Here is a 17233-nt window from a genome sequence, read left to right as displayed (position 1 = left end):
CCCTTCATCCATGATTACGACTCCTTTGAATCTAGACTTATAACATAACCGTGTGCGATGCCTACGGTGTTCTCGTTGCCACCGCATCTTTCATTTCCTCGCTTGTATCTGGTTTAAACCACTCATAGCAAATCAACTTGATGTCTTTTTGCTGGATAATTTCTACTGGTCTTATGTCTTGATCATCTGCAAGTTCCTCATATTGGTCAGTGTCTACAAAATATTCATCTAACTCAGTGACAAGTAAGCTGACATTTTTATAAGTTTTAAACGACTCCCAAATTCCTTTAACATCTCGTTCATAGCTCCTATAATTAACTGTGGTGATAACTTTTAATACTCGTTCCTTAGCTTCTTCATCAATTGGTTCACTTTGAAATAAATCAGGTTGAGTGAGCGCATGATGAATACTTTGCAGGAGCTTTGACATTTGCGGTTTAATGCCTTTAGCCGTCTGCTGTTGTTGGAAGAATGTCATGATGTTACGGATAGCTCCTTCTAGAACAGGGAAAATCCGCCTGTCAAATTCAACTGGTAGCAGTTTCTCTGGTAGAGGAAAGTCTGACTGTTGACATTTGAGCCAATTGAAAATAGTGCGTTTATCCTCAATTAATGAAGTTGGGTCTAGAGAGATAGCGTCATTAATGCGTGGGTAGAAATGCCAAAAGTGCTTGTCTTTGACTCTAAAAGCTAAGAATATTCCTCCGTTAGGAATTTTGTGATGAGCTATGAGTTTATTTGAGGTGCTATGAATCCCAAAGGGAATCTCATCAATTAGTTCTTTACTAGCTTGTTGTAAAAACTCTAGTAGGGGTAATCTCATTTCATCTAAAGATACCAAATCAGATGCCTGTTCTAGTTCTGCTAATATGGCTTCTTTTTCTGCATCTGTGTCAGCCATCTTGAGTTTGTATAGTTCTTCTAGGGATTTATCAGAGATAGTTTCACCCAATACGCTACCGTCTAGCCCTACTTCCCGGTCAATGGTGGCGATGCGGTGTTGTAATCTTCTGACTAACCCTAATAAATCCTCTAGTCCCTGTTCTGGAAAGCAGTTGTAGATAAACAGTTGCTCATAATCTGTTCCCAGTCGGTCAATACGTCCTGCTCTTTGAATCATGCGTACTGGGTTCCAATGCAAGTCATAGTTAACTAACACCCCAGCATCTTGCAGGTTTTGACCTTCTGATAAAACATCTGTACAGATAAGAATATCAATTGGGTTTTGTAGCAGTGTGGCTAATTCCTCATCACTTTGGGCATTAGCTTTGGGTGCAAACCGCTTAACTTTCTCTTCCCGTTGTTTGCCGGGGGTTGCACCAGTCAATAACTCAATCACGGGTGTTTTACCATTGACTTGCATTTGTGTCAGCCAAGCTGTATCAGTAATTAGTTGTTGGTATAAATAATTAGCCGTGTCTTTGAAGTAGCTAAAAACTAAAAGTTTTTGACCTGGAAGCTGAGTTGTCAGCAAATTTTTGAAAGCTGCTAACTTGCAGTCATAATCTGTATTGGCTGCTGCTGAATATTCAATTATCTCTAGCTTAGTAATAATATTGTTTAAAATAGTTAGGTCAGATTCAATCTGCTGCTGGAGTTGATTTAGGTCATAGTCTTTAGAGTCAATTTCTTCTAGTGACTCAATGAGAGTATTAACTGAATTACTTTCTTCTTCATCCTCAGACGCTAATATCAACTTACGGAAGTTTTTACTATCTAGCAGTTTTCCTTGCTCAGTCAGCAGCCTATAAAAATTATTCTGAAAATTGCGCTGGCTAGTAATACTGCTTTTAAATGCAATTAATGAACTTTCAAATCGTTTGAAGTACAGGGCTTTTTGTAAGGCAACTAAGGCATCATTACGTTTAACTTCATCTTCATCTTGCTTTTGCTTACGCTTTTTAAATGCCTTGATGTTATAAGCTGGTAAGGTCAACTGGTCAATTTGATTGGCAATTCCCGTATACAATCCAGCAAAGCTATCTTCAAAGTTGTAGGTGAATTGTTCTAACTGACGTTTTGGAAAGTGAATCACTTTACCATTAATACGAATTTCCTCACCTGCTTGTTGTCTTCTAATCACGTCCTGGCGGCTACGTCTCACCATTGTTTGCAGCAATAGTTCAGTGATTTCTACCCCACCTTTAGCTAACGATTTAAAATAAGTCTTAAGGTTAGAAATACCCCATTCTCGGTAATAGGTTTCACCGCCACGGGTTAGCAGTAAGATTTGATGGTAAAGGTCAAATATGCTGTTATTAATGGGGGTAGCTGTTAGTAATACCACCCGTTTATTGCGCTTACCACTGCTGACTAGCTTTAATAAATTACGGTAACGATTGGTGGCACTGTTACGGAAGTTATGAGATTCATCCACCATCACGATGTCATAACGGGCGTAATCGTGAATGTTAAAGGCTTGACGGCTAATTTCTTCATGGGACAGCACACGGGCTTTAATGCCAAATTCTTCTAATTTCTTTTCCCACACTAAATCTCGCAACTGTGCCGGACAAATCACCAGGGCGCGGGGAACTTTACTAGGTCGTCTGTCTTTGATGAGGTAATATTCCAGTAACCGCAAGCCAATAAATGTTTTACCCAAACCCACGGCATCAGCAACCATACAGCCCCGGTGTCTCTCTATCAGTTTGACTGCTCTTTCAAATCCCTCTTGCTGGAAACTGGCTAGTTCTAAGGTAGTGCGATCGCTCTCGCCAATGATGCTGTCATCTTTGAAAAATTCGTATAGTACCTTGAGAAATACTTGATAGGGGGTGTAAGCTTTACTACCAAACTTGGAGGCGTTGAGGGCATGAATTAACTTGGCTTTGTAATCAACATCAACACTCTCGTGATTCCAAAATTCTGCAAACCAGTTATGGCGCAAGTCTTGGGCAATGGCTTTGTGTTTGTTGAGTACGTTTAATTCACGGTTGGTATCAATCCCCGCCGGAGTAAAGTTACTGGAGCCAACTATAGAGTAATGGTCAAATATATAAGCTTTGGCGTGTAAAAATTCCCCATTCGTTGCACCGTACAATCGAACCTGGATGTGGTCTTGCTCTAAGTATGCAATCATCCGGTCAATCTGTTGTTTGTACTCTGGCTTAAATTCCTCTTCCTCTAACTGCTGCTGAATATCACGGCGGAAGTAGCGGATTAAGTCGATGCGATCGCTCTCTGCTGGTCTGATGGTGGGGTCACGTCCAATGAGTAAGCGCAGGCTGGTTAGTTGGTTCATGGCAGCTTCCAGACGTACCCATGCCTCGATGCGAAAAAATCCGGTAGCGATGTCAAGGATAATTTGATTTTCGTCCTCAATTAAGGTTTTGAGGATGGTTTGCAGTTTGTGGCGGGAGTTATCTATGTAGTCTGGTAGGGGCATAGTTTTATATTTTATTTGTTGGAAATAATTAATACACAGCCGCCTAAAAATAAAAACCCTCCTATATTGATGAAATTAGATTTGTCATTAAGTAATCCTAGATTGTGAGTACATTTTGATAAATATGAATATTCACTACTATCACAAACAGTAGTGTCAAATTTAAAAAAGCCTCCTATCATTATCAATAAACCAACAGAAAAAATAAATTTCCTGCTGAAGCAAGACTCTGATTAGAAAATAAGCCACCAGATTTAGGTTGAGAATTATTAGTTTCTTCAGTATTCAAATGAGGCATTATTTTTTTAGGTAGCTGTTCATTTTGTTGACTCTGATTTGTAATATTACTAACTGCTGGTTTGTTTTTTGTATTTGTCCATCCGCAAGAACGACAAACTGATTTTCCTGACTGCAAACTAACTATTAATTTTTGACATTCAGGGCATTTTTCTATATTTTGATATTCCATGTTTATTATTTATTTAATAATTATTTTCAAAATTATCAGATTCTAAATCTTCTGGTAGTATTGCACTAAAAGATTTTTTGTATTCTTCCTTATAGTTCTGATACTGACTAATTACATTTGCTATTCCTTTCTCTGCTGGTTTCGTATCGCCACTACTCAATACTCCATCAGCTAACATTCGGTAAATTAAACTATTCAAAGTTTTCTGTAAATTTTGACATTGAGTTTGTAATCGATAAACATTTTCCTCATTTAAATTACCTTGGGTGTCAGTTTTTATTGAGTCAAGCTTTTCTGATAAAGCAGTAATATCATGCTGAATTGCTTCATAATTGCTGTGAGAGGATATTGCTAATTTTGTTAGAGATTGAATATTATTTAATATTTGCTGATATGTTTCGCTGTTATTTTTATTAACTCGCTGGTGTAGCTGTTCCTCAAATTGAAAGCGTCTAATTAAATTAAACAGAATTGCTAAAGCGATTGGTACAGTAGCATAGATTATTTTTTCACTAGTAATTGCTATGCTAGAACCAGTTATAACAGCAAAAATTGATATATAGTCTGCAATTTCGAGGAGTCGATATTTATTCATAATTACTCCCCCCTAATAATCTTCATTTCTTCAGCCGTTAGCCCATACAGATGAGCTACCCTATCATCTATCTCTGCTTCCCACTCCTTTACAGCTTGACCTTTTGCATCAAGGCATTTTTGAACCAGGGCTTCTATGGCTAGACGGTCTGGTTTGGGGGCAGTGGGGATAGAAAAAGGCTCTAAATACTTAGTTTTAAAATAAAAATAATTATTATTATAGGGGTGACTAGTATTTTTTATAAAAAACCATAGAACTGAACTATTTAAAATACCCAATAAGAATTTATACTCTATATTTACTTCTTCTTTGAGGATTAAACAATAGCCACCATCGGCGTACCAGCCTTCTAAATCTAGGGTGAAGCTAGGATAATTTTGCAATTGTGGAGTTAGTATTTTTTCACGTTCAAATATGTTAATTTCCCTACCTCTGTGTAATGTAAACCAAAATCTAGGATTGGTTTTATATTTAGTTTTTTTATTAATTAAAATTTGCTTAAAATTATTAATATAAGCGTAAGCATATGGATATTGAGCTTTTAAAGAATTTTCATCTAATGGTTGAGTTTTTCCTTGCTCATTTTGGTAATAAGCGTAAAATACGACACTATCATTCGTTGGCTTTTGATATCTTCTTATGTTCTCACCCAATAAAATTGGTTTAACAATACCAGATTCCAACTTAACTTGATGACCTAATGCATGTGAGAATCCTTCAAAATATTCTCCTTGAAAATTACCAGAAATTACAAAAATGTTATTTGCACCTGTTACAGTACCTTGATATATACCTTCTAAAATATATTTCAACCGATAGGTTTGACTGGTAATATTATCAAGCAAATCATTTTTTAAATTAGATGCACCTGTTGAAAGCAACCTCCAAGGAAGAGAGTTTTTTTCATATTTTATTTTTGTATATTTTTCTCTATCCAAATCTAATGTATTAGAGTATTTTAACAGGAAAATTTCATTGTTAAATGAATAAATGAATATTCCAGAGTACGTTGTAGCAGAATCAAAAATTTGTTCTACTCCAAAAAGAATTGAAAGATTAACTCCTTTAATGTTTTCTAAAAATTTTTTTAATCCCTGCCCATAATCCGCAGTTAAAAATTTATGAGGATGTATATAGCATATTCTTCCTTCTGGTTTGATAAGGTCAAAAGATTTTTCAACAAAAAGCACGTAAATATCAAACTTTCCTGTCGCAGAAACATAATTTTTCTTAAAAAAGTTAGATTGTTCTTTATTAATGCTTTGAATTTTTAGATAAGGTGGATTCCCAATCACAATATCAAACCCGCCCTGCTGCTGAAACACGTCATTAAAATGCAGATGCCATTGAAAGAAATTCAGCGATCGCATCCCCCTTTCCACCTCAGCCGCAATCTGGCCTAATTCCTGCAACTTGACTTTTATTGTTTGTTGCTTTTGAGTTTGAGTCTTGCTAGCTTTGCCCTTCAATCGTCTAATATCCTGTTCCAAATTGTCCTGCTCAATCTGCCAATACTGAATCCGGTCAGCCAACGCAACTCGAAAAACATTCTTTTCAGCTTCTAAAATTTTTCCTCTAAGAATCTTGCGCTCCTCTGCATGAGCCTCAAAATACTGGTGTTGCAAATCTACCAAGGGCTGAATAGCTGATTGTATAGGGGTGACATTCAGCATTGTCTGCTGGTCTTTGGTGGGGTCAGGAATTAACTGCTCACCTTGAATAGTAGAAATCAGCGAATCACCACACATCAGCTTGTAATCAAGGTTGGGCAGTGGTTCCACATCATCAATATCAGGAATATCCACCACTAGCGATAACCACATCCGCAGCTTGCCAATTTCAACCGCTTCGGGTTTAATGTCTACACCATAGAGATTATTAGCAATAATGTCTCGCTTCCATTGACTGATAGTGAGACTACCCCGTTGTACGGGTCTACCGTCTGTTCGATGAGCGATCGCTTGCTTGACTGACAAAATTACTTGCATCATCCCCATTGGGAATGCACCAGAACCCACAGCCGGGTCACAGATTTTGACAGAATCTAGGGCTTTTTTTAGCTTTTTAGCCTGTTCCTTAGTCAACAGTTGGTTAATATCCTGGCCAGGTAGTTCTGGGTCATATTCTGTAAGTTTTTTGACTGCTTCCAAGTCCATACCTGTTTGGTCTGCTAGGTAGCGACTCAGGGATTCCACACACATGAACTGGACTATTCCGCGTGGAGTGTAGAAAGTGCCGCTTTGCCCCCTTTCCTCAGATGCCAACATATTCTCGAACACTTTACCCAGCATCTCTGGGTCAACGGCTGCATCTTCGTCACCTTGAACGTTTTCTGAGACGGTGAAGTTATAGCTGTTAAAGAATCTAAGAATACCTTTGTCGCCACTGGGGTCAAAAAGTGAGTTAGGTAATTCAATTTGAGGGGGTGTTTCCACACCAGCTGCATCAATCACACCTGTCCCATAATCCCGGTCAAACAGTCCACCATTGAGATAAGGAATCTTACCCCAAGGAGAATCCATATTTGGGCGCTGTTTATTGAGCATTTCAAAAAACAGTGGCTCTAACACCTGAGTATAGAAATCTGTATTCTCTAGGTCTGAGCGTAGTCTTTTATATTGATTTTTCAAAAAATTGCGATCGCCTGCCAAAAACTCCTTTTTCTGCAAGAAGTAGAGGAACATGATTCGCCCCAAAAGGCGTTGAGAGAACTGATGCAGCCGATTGGGGTCAGTGAAGTAGGAATGGGGATTGTTAGCTTTAATAACCCGTTGTAGTTCCTCAAAGATTTCTCGATAACCTCGATAGAACTCTTTAGTCAGCTTTTCTACATCAAAAGCTTCACACTGGACTTTATACAGTTCTTGTGGAGAAAGATTACGAGCAGCGATCGCATCTAGGCGGTCACGGTCGTAGTTAGTGGGATTAGCCCTGTCAATCAGTAACTTGCGGATGCTAACTTTTAAATTCAGGTCAGCATCAAAGTTTTTGCGGGGATTGACCAACATCAATTGGTCATAGTTTTTTGTACCCAACAGGAGAAAATTAGAGGGTCGTCTACAAAGACTTTGAGCCAGCGATCGCATTCTGTTGCTGGCGACACTGTTCGAGTGCCACTCCGAGTCATGAAGCTGAAACAGTAATACTTGCAGCGACTCACTACCATGCTGATGATCAGCAATCATGTATGCGTTCCAAATGGCTTCTGCACTACGAGATGGTAACTCCAAATCATCAATAGCTAATTGTTGAGCAGAAGCGTTGTAGCCAATTTTTTGAAATAAAGATGCTACGTTCTGTGGACTATCTATGTGCCTGACATCATCTAATTGGAGTAGTCGCCCTGCCATTCGATTACTTTCCTTGCCTAAAGGTTATTTCTCTAAAACCCTTGCTGTGTATCGACCGTCATTAATTTTGAATTGGCAGCTTAAATCTGCAATCGCAACTGTAATGTGGCGATCGCTCATACCAAAACTGAGCAAACAACTAATTCGGCAAATACTTAGCCAGTAAATCCTGACCCTGACCGCCCATCTCTTGCAACATCCCCTCAATCTTCTCCATCGCTAGCGGCGACGGTTTAGAGCGTCCATTTTCCCAACGATTAATCGTGGTATAAGTAACGCCTAGAGTGGCTGCATATTGTTCTTGCGTTAGCCCAGCCAAAAGCCGCAAATCACGAATGATTCGCCCCACCTCTGGCTGTTTAATGGCCAAGGGTTTTTTGATAGTCATTTAATGAAAGAAACTTTACCTTCTAGCTTAAGTAGCCGATGCTATATTATTTGCTACATATTAACCATGCAAAATTGCAGCTTTCATCAGTGAATACGCGGTATTTGTGTTTTTATAGTAAAATTTCTTGCCTTAATAAAGGTGAGTTTTTTAAGTGATGCCGAATTTGAATTCTTAGAGGAAGAATTGAGAGTGCGATCGCCCCTTCGCCCCCTACAGCTGCTCCATCTTCACCCCTGCCACTTCCAACATCACCGTAGTAATCGGCACGAGTCGCCCCACAGTGGTGTAATAGCTATTCCCCACCGGCGTTGTAGTTGAACGCTCCCGAAACCGCCGCATGGTAATCAAAAACCACTCCCGTGTCTTTGGCATCGGTAGCCTGTACAGTTGGCGAGTGTTGACAAAGTAATAAAATAGCCAGTCCGCCTCAGTGTACATGAAGCAGCCGGGGGTTCCCTTCTCTAAATTGCTGTGAGTTTCAAAGAACAAGTTACGAGTTTTATTCCACCTATCGCCCTTAATCTCAATTAAGATTTCGCCACTCTGCGTTGTCCAGATGAGGTCAATATCTCTGTATTGAAAGTTGGGGTTATCCTCAACATTAACAACACTAATGGTTTCTGGTTTGGAGCAAAGCCAAGCCTCGATATCACTAGCAGCCAGCTTTGCTACTTCTTGAGCTTCGTACATGGTGTAAGTCATCGCTGCATCTCCTGTAGTAGCAAGGCATACTAGTTTATTATTTCACTTCTATCGCTTCTCACATAAAGCACTTATAGAAATACAAGCGAACGCGAGTAGCGTCTCGAAGAGAGGAAAAATTAAACGAGGCATCGCTCCTCGTAGTGGAAATCAGCTTTATTGATTCAGTTGTTGTAAGAGGTCGTTTGAAAAGTATCAGCTTGAGCCTTAAATGTAACTCAGAGAAGCGATCGCAAGTCCCAGAACCCTGATTATCTCGTTCAACTTCTCGATAGCCAGAGTAGTCAAACATACGTTAGATGACTTTTTAAACATCCTCTAAAGCGATTTTGAAGAGTCAGTGATTGCCCAAAGCATCCACTGATTCAGTTGCTACGATGGGCAAATATACAGAAACCCTATACTGAACCTGAAACATCCTCTTCTTTTCGTGGAAGAAACATCAACCACATCAAAAGCCCCTCGGAAGGGGCTTTTGATGTGGCGGTGACGGTAGCGATCAGCTACACTGGGCGGTTACGCCATCGCTCCTCTAAAATACAAGCGTTCACGTAGTGTCCGCACCAGAGGAAAAATTGGGAAACTGCGATCGCTCCAAGCTGGATTGTGAGATGGTTCTAATATTGCAGATGTAGCTGCAAATATCCGCAGAAGTCCTAATATTTCTAAATACAATAGTAAATCTATTTGAGAAATAAAATGCCAAAATAAGAAGCTGGAGAAGTACTCTGCTAGGATTTATGAGATATTTACGTCATTTGGTGCTGAGTATATCTACTTGTGTAATACTATTGAAGACAACTTCAATCCCCTGTTTTGCTGCTGAGAAAATTATTTTTCGCTACGGAGTGTTTGAAGAATCGATACCTGTAGCCGATTTACGCAAGTATGCACAAAAGGGAGAAGTTTCTTCTTCTTTGAAATTTGTTCTTAAATTTTTCAGTTTGTCAGAACAAAAAGAGTTTCATCAAGCGCTACAAGTAAAAATGCCTCTTGAGCTTGCAGCTTTGGATAAGCTGTTAAATACAGAACTTGTGAAAGAAAATCTATCAGTTGTTTCCCAAGGCATTGCCCGTCGTGATAGAGCAGGGGTACAAGCACTAAACGCTGCTGTTATTCTGGGAGCTAATTCTCAAGAAGGTTTGGGAATTATTAGCTTTATAGAAGCTTATCCCAGTCAAAGACTAGTTATTAACATTCCAACAGTGTTAAAGATAGCAAGCAAGTTGAATATATTTTCAAGTGAAATTCCGCCTAAAGATAACTTAAGTTCTACATCTTTATGGCAAATATCAGTTCAATATCAAGAATTTGCGACGGAAGGAAAGAAATTTTCTGCTTGCTTATTTGGGGATTCTGTAACTGCTGAACTAGGTAAAAGTCTGGGGGAAGGAACTTTTAATTTTGCTTTAAATGGTTTAAGTGGAATTTCACTTGTTGAGCAACTGAAACTACTAATTCCGAATAAAAATCAATGTGAAAAAGCTGTAATAGCTATTGGAGGGAATGATGCTTGGTATGGATTGAGTGATACTTTATTTGCGAATAAACTTCAAGAATCAATTTCATTAGTGCAAAAGTTAGGCAGTCATCAAATATTTTTAATTCCCGCATTTTACTCAACAGTTGCAGCAAGTGCTGATCCCAGCATTTCGGCAACAAATTCTCGGGTAAAACAGATTAATAAAGTAATGAATCAAGTTGCAGTTAAAAATCAGATCCCATTTGAAATTCAAGAAGTTGAGTCGTTAAATCAGAACGATGCTTTGAAAGATAACTTCAGTTCAGAAGATGGTGCTCATTTGAATAACCAGGGAATAAATATTTATCGGCAGGCTTTATTAAAGATTTTAGGTAAATAATGTACTTCTTGGGTAAGCCAACGGAATTGAATACCAGTGTCATTGTTACTAATCCCGCCTCTGGAATTCCGGCTGCACCAACGGATGCAAAAATCGAAGTCAGAATTACAACTAATTGCTGTCCTAAATTCAAATGTAATCCTAAGACTTGGGAGATAAACAACGCAGACATGGCTTGATTTCACGATTGCCATCACTGGCATAGTAACTATTATTACAATGAGTAGCTACTGAGTGAATATCTTCAGTATTTAAGCAGGATGACCGACACCAAAAAAAGTGATTGCGATATACTGAACCTAAATTGTCAAAGGAAATATATCTGATGAACTCTCCTGATAAGAAGAATCTAGCAGACAATCAACCGTATAAAATTTACGAATTTAAAAAAACTAATCAGTCAAATATCTCTGGTTATTTAGTAGTTAGTACTGCGAAACTGAATGTAGAGACATCAGAAGATAATTCTAATAGCTATTCATCATCAGTCGCTAATAGAAAGTTTTTTCAGCTCAATGATAGAGAAGCTGAACCTTCAGCCCAAAACATTATTGAGAAAATTGCGAAAAGTTTGTCATCAAGCCCAGAACCAGAAATTATTATAAATATTCATGGATATAGCTCTACACCATCGGATACAGAAACAGGCTGTCAAAAAATTTATGAATATGTGAATACACATATTCAACAACCAAATAAGTATATTTTTATAGGATATAGATGGCCATCGGAAAACCCCATAAAAACGGATGAGTCTGGTAACTTTAGGCAAAAGCTAATGAATTCACTTTCTTCTCTACCAACTTTACTAGCTATCAATTTAGTTCTGGGACTAACAATTAGTATCTGGTCTGCCATAATTTTATTGTTCCTAAATATTTTAAGTAATAGCGCTGTCCACTTTTTCACAGCGATGTTAATTTTGTTTGGCATTATATCTTCGATTATTTTTACATTAATTATTCTCCGAATATCTACTTATTTTCGTGATACTTATAGAGCAAGTAATTATGGGGTTACAGATTTAGTTGAATTACTCAGACAGCTTGATTGTACTGTAAAGTTACCTCCAAATAAACGCATTAAATTATCTTTTATTAGTCATAGTATGGGATGCTTTGTAGTTACAGATGTAATTCGTATTCTCTCTGATGTGTTTGACGTTAAATCGATTAATAAAAAACCGGATTCGGATATTGGTAATGTATTTCGCTTAGGCAGACTTGTACTAGTTGCAGCTGATATTCCTGTAGAAAGTATCTTGCCAGGACGTGCTAATTTTCTTCGTTCTTCTTTACGTCGCTGCGAAGAAGCTTATATATTTTGTAATGAGGGAGACTTAGCGTTACGATTCACCTCTACTGCCGCAAATTATTTTAGCTTTCCAGCACGAACTCGTATTAGTGGATACAGGCTTGGTAATATAACAGTTAAGCATTTCAACAATAAAAATGATTTAGTTGGTTACACACCTAGATATGGAGTTGTTAATTTACAGATACAAGACTCTGACAAAGGTTACAGACTTGATAACCCTTATAAATATTTAGAAATTCGTTCTTCTAATAGGGAACATAGAAGACTTGAAGAGATAACTAAAATTTCCGAAAAATCGGTACAACCCGCAGATTTATTTACATATTTTGACTGTACAGATTATAAAGATGATCCTCAAAAACAGATAGGAATTGTTAGTGATGCCATCCAAAAACCAGCGATAAATTTGGGGAATTATATTTTCCTAACCTGGGCATTTATTCGGAAGTCTATTAACAATAGAGATGCTCAAGGTGTTGATACCCACACGGGCTATTTTGAAGGTGATTTTAGTCAGAAAGCTATCTACGAATTAGCTTTTTTAGGATTTCAAGGATTTTTGCGCTCTTTGTCAATTGAAGGAGAGGAGTCGGAGCAAATTCACGCTTTTTCTCAAAAATGCCAGTCAAAACAAATTCAAGTGATTCTTGCGCCACAAATTTATCAAGAAAAAACTCCAGATTAGACCGTATAAAAAGCGTTCAATCGCTAATCGAGCATAATATTTTATCTGCTACCACCAGAATTTATCCAATATTTACTTGTTGATATAGCAATAGCAGGGATTTATCAGTTAGAGGTTAAGGATGGAAAGTGATAAGGTTTTCAGTTCTGGCCCAATCTTAGAGTCAAAATTGGGAGTGCATAGGCATCGCTATTCTCCATAATTTTCTATATAGTACAAAAATACTACTAAGGTTCACCTCATTGCTTCATAGAACAGTGAGTATCGAGTATAATGGCTGCGCCGTTTCCTGAAAGTGATGTCCACTACACCTTTGCCAAACCAGCAACAAGTCAACGCTACTCTCAAGCACGAATCAATTACCGGAGTAGTGGAACGTTTGACGTATTACTCTCAAGAATCGGGTTACACGGTGGCACGTTTGCAACGCCCTGGCGCGAAGGAACTAACTACAATTACTGGTAGCTTTGCAGATATCCAGCCTGGACAAACGCTGCAATTAACTGGTTTTTGGCGCGAACATCCTCAATATGGTTTGCAGTTTCAAGTTGTTAATTATAAGGAAAGCAAACCAGCAACACTTACAGGCATTGAAAAGTATTTAGGTAGCGGTCTAATTAAAGGTGTTGGCCCTGTAACTGCTAAACGTATTGTTGCCCATTTTGGACTATCTACCCTTGACATTATCGAAAACCAAATCGAGCGCTTAAGCGAAGTCAATGGCATCGCTAAAAAGCGCATTGCCATGATTCAAAGAGCCTGGAATGAGCAATCATGCATCAAAGAAGTGATGGTATTTCTGCAAAGCCACGGAGTTAGCACCACTTACGCAGTCAAGATTTATAAGCAGTATGGGGATAAATCTATAGATACAGTTACCCATAATCCTTACCAGCTAGCGACTGATATCTATGGCATTGGTTTTTTAACTGCTGATAAGATTGCCCGTAACTTGGGTGTTTCTCCCGATTCCGAATTTAGATATTGTGCTGGACTTGTTCATGTTTTAAGTGAAGCAGCAGAAGATGGACATTGCTATTTACCACACAGCGAACTGATTGAGAACGTAATTAAACTGCTCACTACCCAGGAGCATCAACCAATAGAATTGGCGATCGCTGTGACTATCAAAAATATGGCTTTGAAAGATGAGCTAATTAGAGAACGTGATGCCGATAAAACGCTCAGTTGCTACAAGCCTACTTACTTCTACACCGAACAAAACTTAGCCCAATTAGTACGCCTTCACCTCTCCTACCCCATCAATCCTGATATTCCCCGTGTTCGCGCTTGGCTTGAGCGTTTTAGCAGTAGCCGCCAAGTTTCACTATCACCCGAACAGCAACAAGCAGTAGAGACGGCTGCTTACTCTAGATTCACAGTAATTACAGGTGGCCCTGGTGTGGGAAAAACATTCTGCACTAGCACCATAGTCAGTTTGTGGAAAGCAATGGGTAAATCAATTGCCCTGGCTGCACCAACTGGACGCGCTGCCCAAAGATTAGGCGAGATGACAGGGTTGGAGGCAAAAACGATACATCGTCTTTTGGAATTTGACCCCAAGACGCGCAGTTTTAAATGCGATCGCACTAATCCATTACCCCATAGTGCCATTATTGTAGATGAAGCTAGTATGCTCGATTTATTTCTAGCATATTCTTTGGTTGATGCGGTTTCCGAAAATGCCCAACTCCTGCTGGTGGGAGATATTGACCAATTGCCATCGGTGGGTGCGGGTAACGTACTGGCTGATTTGATTAATTCAGGAAAAGTTCCTGTAGTCAGACTCACCCAGGTGTTTCGCCAAGCTGCCAGTAGCAAAATTATCACTGCATCGCATCTAATTAACCGGGGGCAATATCCTCATATCGAATTAATTTCTAATACACCTCAATCTGATTGTCTTTGGCATGGTGGAGGATTTGAGCCAGAACATGGTGTGCAAGCAATTAGCGAGTTGATTGCAGATTTTATTCCCAAACTTGGTTTTAATCCTGCTACTGATGTACAAGTGCTTTCCCCCATGTCACGGGGATTAGTGGGTACACGCAATCTCAATAATGTACTGCAACAATTGATTAATCCACCTAGTCCTGAAAAAGTTGAAGTAACCAGGGGTGGAACTATTTTTAGAGTTGGTGACAGGGTTATTCAATTAACCAACGATTACCAACGCGAAGTTTTTAACGGTGATGTGGGATTTATTACCACAATAGATACTGAAGAACAGGAAGTAATCGTCCAGTACCAAGAGCGCGATGTTACTTATGATTATGCTGACATGAATGAACTGGCTTTGGCTTGGAGCGTTAGTATACACAAGTCGCAAGGCTCAGAATACCCAGTAGTGATTTTGCCTTTGTACACACAACATTACATGATGCTGACTCGGAATTTACTTTATACAGGGTTAACCCGTGCCAAGAAGCTGGCGATTATTATTGGCAGTAAGAAGGCAATCAGTATGTGCGTTCGTTCTACAAAGTCGCAGGAGCGGTATACTCAATTGCAGCAGAGGCTACAGATCGCACCCCAGTCAACAAAATAAAATCCCCACACTAATGGTAGGGACTATGGCTTACTCTGTATTTTCTAACAAAGAACTCTATGCTGAAGTTACATTCTTTCGCTAAATTTTGTTTATTGACAACATTATCAACAATTCTGATTTGGCAGTACCCGGCTTTTGCTTGGAATAAAGCTGGACACATGGTTTCAGGAGCGATAGCCTACAATGACCTCCAGCAGAATCATCAAGAAGTAATTAAGAAAATTGCTGCGATTTTAAAAGAACACCCTGAATACTCCAAATTTGAGCAGCAGTGGAATTCCCTCAATAAATCTAATATTTCTGCTGAAAATCAAAATTTGTACTTGTTTATGTGGGCTGCAAAATGGCCTGATGAAGCCCGTACTAACCAAACATTTAATCACCCAACTTGGCACTATATCAATTTTCCTTATCAACCAAGCAGTTCTTCAAGCTCAATCCCCACCGAAATTCCAGGTGAAGAAAATATTATATTTGCTTTTAAAAAAAATCTTGATATTGTTCAAAGTAATGCCACCAACAGCGAAAAAGCAGTTGCAATATGCTGGCTATTCCATCTAGTAGGAGATGTGCATCAGCCATTGCATACTACCAAATTAATAATTAATCAGTATAAAGAACCAGAAGGTGATAGAGGTGGTACACGTTTTTATATTAGAGTTAACCCAGATAGTCAAACAATTAGTTTGCATAAATTCTGGGATGACCTCATACTAGGCTCAGAAAACTTTCAAACTGTTCGCAACACCGCAACCAAGATAAGAACTTCCTATCAACGCAGTAAATTGCCAGAATTAAAAGAAACTAAATTTAATAATTGGGCAAAATTAGAGAGTTTTAGGATAGCAAAACAAAAAGTATATCTGGATGGAAAACTTTCTGGTAGCAGTAATAAGAATGATGGAAAGCTCTTACCGCAAAATTATGCTGCTAGCGCTAAACCAATTGCCGAACGTCAAATGAGTTTGGCAGGCTACCGTCTAGCTGATGTGCTTGCCGAAGCTGTTCGGTAAGGAATAAAAGATATACAATCTCTCTTGTTCTCCACCTATATGAAGTAGGTGGTTTTTGATTTTACTAGAGCGATCGCTTGCTTCAAAGCAGTACACTGGTACTATGAAAATTACCCAGTGCCATCGCTGTTTATTTTGCGCCCATGACCACCACATTGTCTGTGCCATCCATCCTGGCGGCCCAGCTAGTGACGCTTGCCTTGACTTCCGAGAAGACCCCGAACTAGAAAGCAAGCAGTTCGTAGATTTTTTGAGGATTGGGGAAACTTATGAAAATCCCTACACCAGTGACCCAAACCAAGAGCAATGGCAACCGGAGGGTGCAAGCTACTACAACGGTGAATTAATCCTACAGCCCCGCCAGAGATGGATACCAGAGGAACAGTTAGAACTCATCGACACTCACCCAATGTTTACTGGCAAATGCCCACAGTGCAATTATGAGTTTGACCGGGACTGGTCAGCGCGTGTGCATTGGGATTGCCCAGAATGCGGCTTTCTGGATGATACTGTGTAGGAGAAGAGGCTCATTCAAAGCCCTAAAATCATATCTGAAGACTGTTGCTTTGACCTAAATGAACACTCAAACACGCTCCAATTCTCCAGATATTTACTCGATTTTGAGTCAAACTCAACGCTTGCGAGTTAGTGATGGAGAGATTAAACCCGTTTTAGATGGTTGCTCGAATACATCAAAGTTGCTCATACTTATTTGGTCCCAGTTGGGAGATTTTGATAATTTAGAATACGCTTGGTGGCTGCAAAGAGAAAAAGAAAAGATTCAAGCAAGAGGAATCACAATTCGCGCTATTGGAATTGGAAACCGCAATTCTGGTGTCAAGTTTTGTGAATATACGGGATTTCCTACTGAATGGTTGTTTGTTGATCCAATAGCTGAAATTCTGAAATT

At 39.1% G+C, this 17233-nt stretch carries 14 protein-coding genes and 1 pseudogene; 6 read left to right on the top strand and 9 right to left on the bottom strand.

Annotated elements, in window-relative coordinates:
* Window positions 1–61: 61 nt before the first annotated feature.
* From FCR06_RS24545 to FCR06_RS32960, 8 genes are all read right to left on the bottom strand, one after another.
* Window positions 62–3388, bottom strand: coding sequence for an SNF2-related protein (locus FCR06_RS24545; RefSeq protein WP_138504397.1), 3327 nt, complete (start codon window positions 3386–3388; stop codon window positions 62–64).
* A gap of 184 nt (window positions 3389–3572) precedes the next feature.
* Complete coding sequence (locus tag FCR06_RS24540; RefSeq protein WP_138504395.1) at window positions 3573–3857, bottom strand: hypothetical protein; 285 nt, start codon at window positions 3855–3857, stop codon at window positions 3573–3575.
* 13 nt (window positions 3858–3870) lie between these two features.
* The gene (locus tag FCR06_RS33815) at window positions 3871–4452 is read right to left on the bottom strand and encodes a hypothetical protein (protein ID WP_223280271.1); all 582 of its coding nucleotides are present in this window, start codon (window positions 4450–4452) and stop codon (window positions 3871–3873) included.
* A gap of 2 nt (window positions 4453–4454) precedes the next feature.
* Window positions 4455–7802, bottom strand: a complete 3348-nt coding sequence (locus FCR06_RS24530; protein ID WP_138504393.1) for an Eco57I restriction-modification methylase domain-containing protein — start codon at window positions 7800–7802, stop codon at window positions 4455–4457.
* 139 nt (window positions 7803–7941) lie between these two features.
* Window positions 7942–8190, bottom strand: coding sequence for a multiprotein-bridging factor 1 family protein (locus FCR06_RS24525; protein ID WP_138504391.1), 249 nt, complete (start codon window positions 8188–8190; stop codon window positions 7942–7944).
* Window positions 8191–8403: 213 nt separating this feature from the next.
* Window positions 8404–8895 (bottom strand): hypothetical protein, encoded by a 492-nt coding sequence (locus FCR06_RS24520; protein WP_138504389.1) that lies wholly within the window; start codon window positions 8893–8895, stop codon window positions 8404–8406.
* Window positions 8896–8953: 58 nt separating this feature from the next.
* Window positions 8954–9187 carry a hypothetical protein gene (locus FCR06_RS24515; protein WP_138504388.1) on the bottom strand — a complete coding sequence of 78 codons (234 nt, stop codon included), beginning with the start codon at window positions 9185–9187 and terminating at the stop codon, window positions 8954–8956.
* A gap of 224 nt (window positions 9188–9411) precedes the next feature.
* Window positions 9412–9570, bottom strand: a complete 159-nt coding sequence (locus tag FCR06_RS32960) for a hypothetical protein (protein ID WP_189523559.1) — start codon at window positions 9568–9570, stop codon at window positions 9412–9414.
* Between the two features lie 116 nt (window positions 9571–9686).
* On the opposite strand from FCR06_RS32960, the gene FCR06_RS24510 reads away from it, so the two are divergent.
* The gene (locus tag FCR06_RS24510; protein ID WP_223280270.1) at window positions 9687–10757 is read left to right on the top strand and encodes an alpha/beta hydrolase; all 1071 of its coding nucleotides are present in this window, start codon (window positions 9687–9689) and stop codon (window positions 10755–10757) included.
* Here the strand turns inward: FCR06_RS24510 and FCR06_RS24505 are convergent.
* Window positions 10747–10935, bottom strand: a pseudogene (locus FCR06_RS24505) (cation:dicarboxylate symporter family transporter); the annotation flags it as partial. The gene FCR06_RS24510 and the pseudogene FCR06_RS24505 overlap by 11 nt on opposite strands.
* 147 nt (window positions 10936–11082) lie before the next feature.
* Here FCR06_RS24505 and FCR06_RS24500 point away from each other — a divergent pair.
* The 5 genes from FCR06_RS24500 to FCR06_RS24480 all read left to right on the top strand — a co-directional run.
* Window positions 11083–12759, top strand: coding sequence for an alpha/beta hydrolase (locus tag FCR06_RS24500; RefSeq protein WP_138504384.1), 1677 nt, complete (start codon window positions 11083–11085; stop codon window positions 12757–12759).
* A 298-nt stretch (window positions 12760–13057) separates the two neighbouring features.
* Window positions 13058–15307, top strand: a complete 2250-nt coding sequence (locus FCR06_RS24495) for an ATP-dependent RecD-like DNA helicase (protein ID WP_138504382.1) — start codon at window positions 13058–13060, stop codon at window positions 15305–15307.
* A gap of 95 nt (window positions 15308–15402) precedes the next feature.
* Window positions 15403–16323, top strand: coding sequence for a S1/P1 nuclease (locus FCR06_RS24490; RefSeq protein ID WP_223280269.1), 921 nt, complete (start codon window positions 15403–15405; stop codon window positions 16321–16323).
* A gap of 55 nt (window positions 16324–16378) precedes the next feature.
* Complete coding sequence (locus FCR06_RS24485; protein WP_317616841.1) at window positions 16379–16840, top strand: hypothetical protein; 462 nt, start codon at window positions 16379–16381, stop codon at window positions 16838–16840.
* Window positions 16841–16898: 58 nt separating this feature from the next.
* On the top strand, window positions 16899–17233 hold a 335-nt coding region (locus tag FCR06_RS24480; protein ID WP_189523558.1), incomplete at its 3' end, for an AhpC/TSA family protein.

Origin of the sequence: Nostoc sp. PA-18-2419, from assembly GCF_005869855.1 — a bacterium.
Lineage (GTDB): Bacteria > Cyanobacteriota > Cyanobacteriia > Cyanobacteriales > Nostocaceae > Nostoc.
The sequence above is the reverse complement of the archived record's forward strand: the minus strand, read 5'-3'. Positions and strand labels throughout refer to the sequence as shown.

Excerpts from the sequence above, each read along its gene's own strand:
- FCR06_RS24545 (WP_138504397.1), bottom strand. The coding sequence starts at position 3,388 with ATGCCCCTACCAGACTACATAGATAACTCCCGCCACAAACTGCAAACC.
- FCR06_RS24540 (WP_138504395.1), bottom strand. The coding sequence starts at position 3,857 with ATGGAATATCAAAATATAGAAAAATGCCCTGAATGTCAAAAATTAATA.
- FCR06_RS33815 (WP_223280271.1), bottom strand. The coding sequence starts at position 4,452 with ATGAATAAATATCGACTCCTCGAAATTGCAGACTATATATCAATTTTT.
- FCR06_RS24530 (WP_138504393.1), bottom strand. The coding sequence starts at position 7,802 with ATGGCAGGGCGACTACTCCAATTAGATGATGTCAGGCACATAGATAGT.
- FCR06_RS24525 (WP_138504391.1), bottom strand. The coding sequence starts at position 8,190 with ATGACTATCAAAAAACCCTTGGCCATTAAACAGCCAGAGGTGGGGCGA.
- FCR06_RS24520 (WP_138504389.1), bottom strand. The coding sequence starts at position 8,895 with ATGACTTACACCATGTACGAAGCTCAAGAAGTAGCAAAGCTGGCTGCT.
- FCR06_RS24515 (WP_138504388.1), bottom strand. The coding sequence starts at position 9,187 with ATGTTTGACTACTCTGGCTATCGAGAAGTTGAACGAGATAATCAGGGT.
- FCR06_RS24500 (WP_138504384.1), top strand. The coding sequence starts at position 11,083 with ATGAACTCTCCTGATAAGAAGAATCTAGCAGACAATCAACCGTATAAA.
- FCR06_RS24495 (WP_138504382.1), top strand. The coding sequence starts at position 13,058 with ATGTCCACTACACCTTTGCCAAACCAGCAACAAGTCAACGCTACTCTC.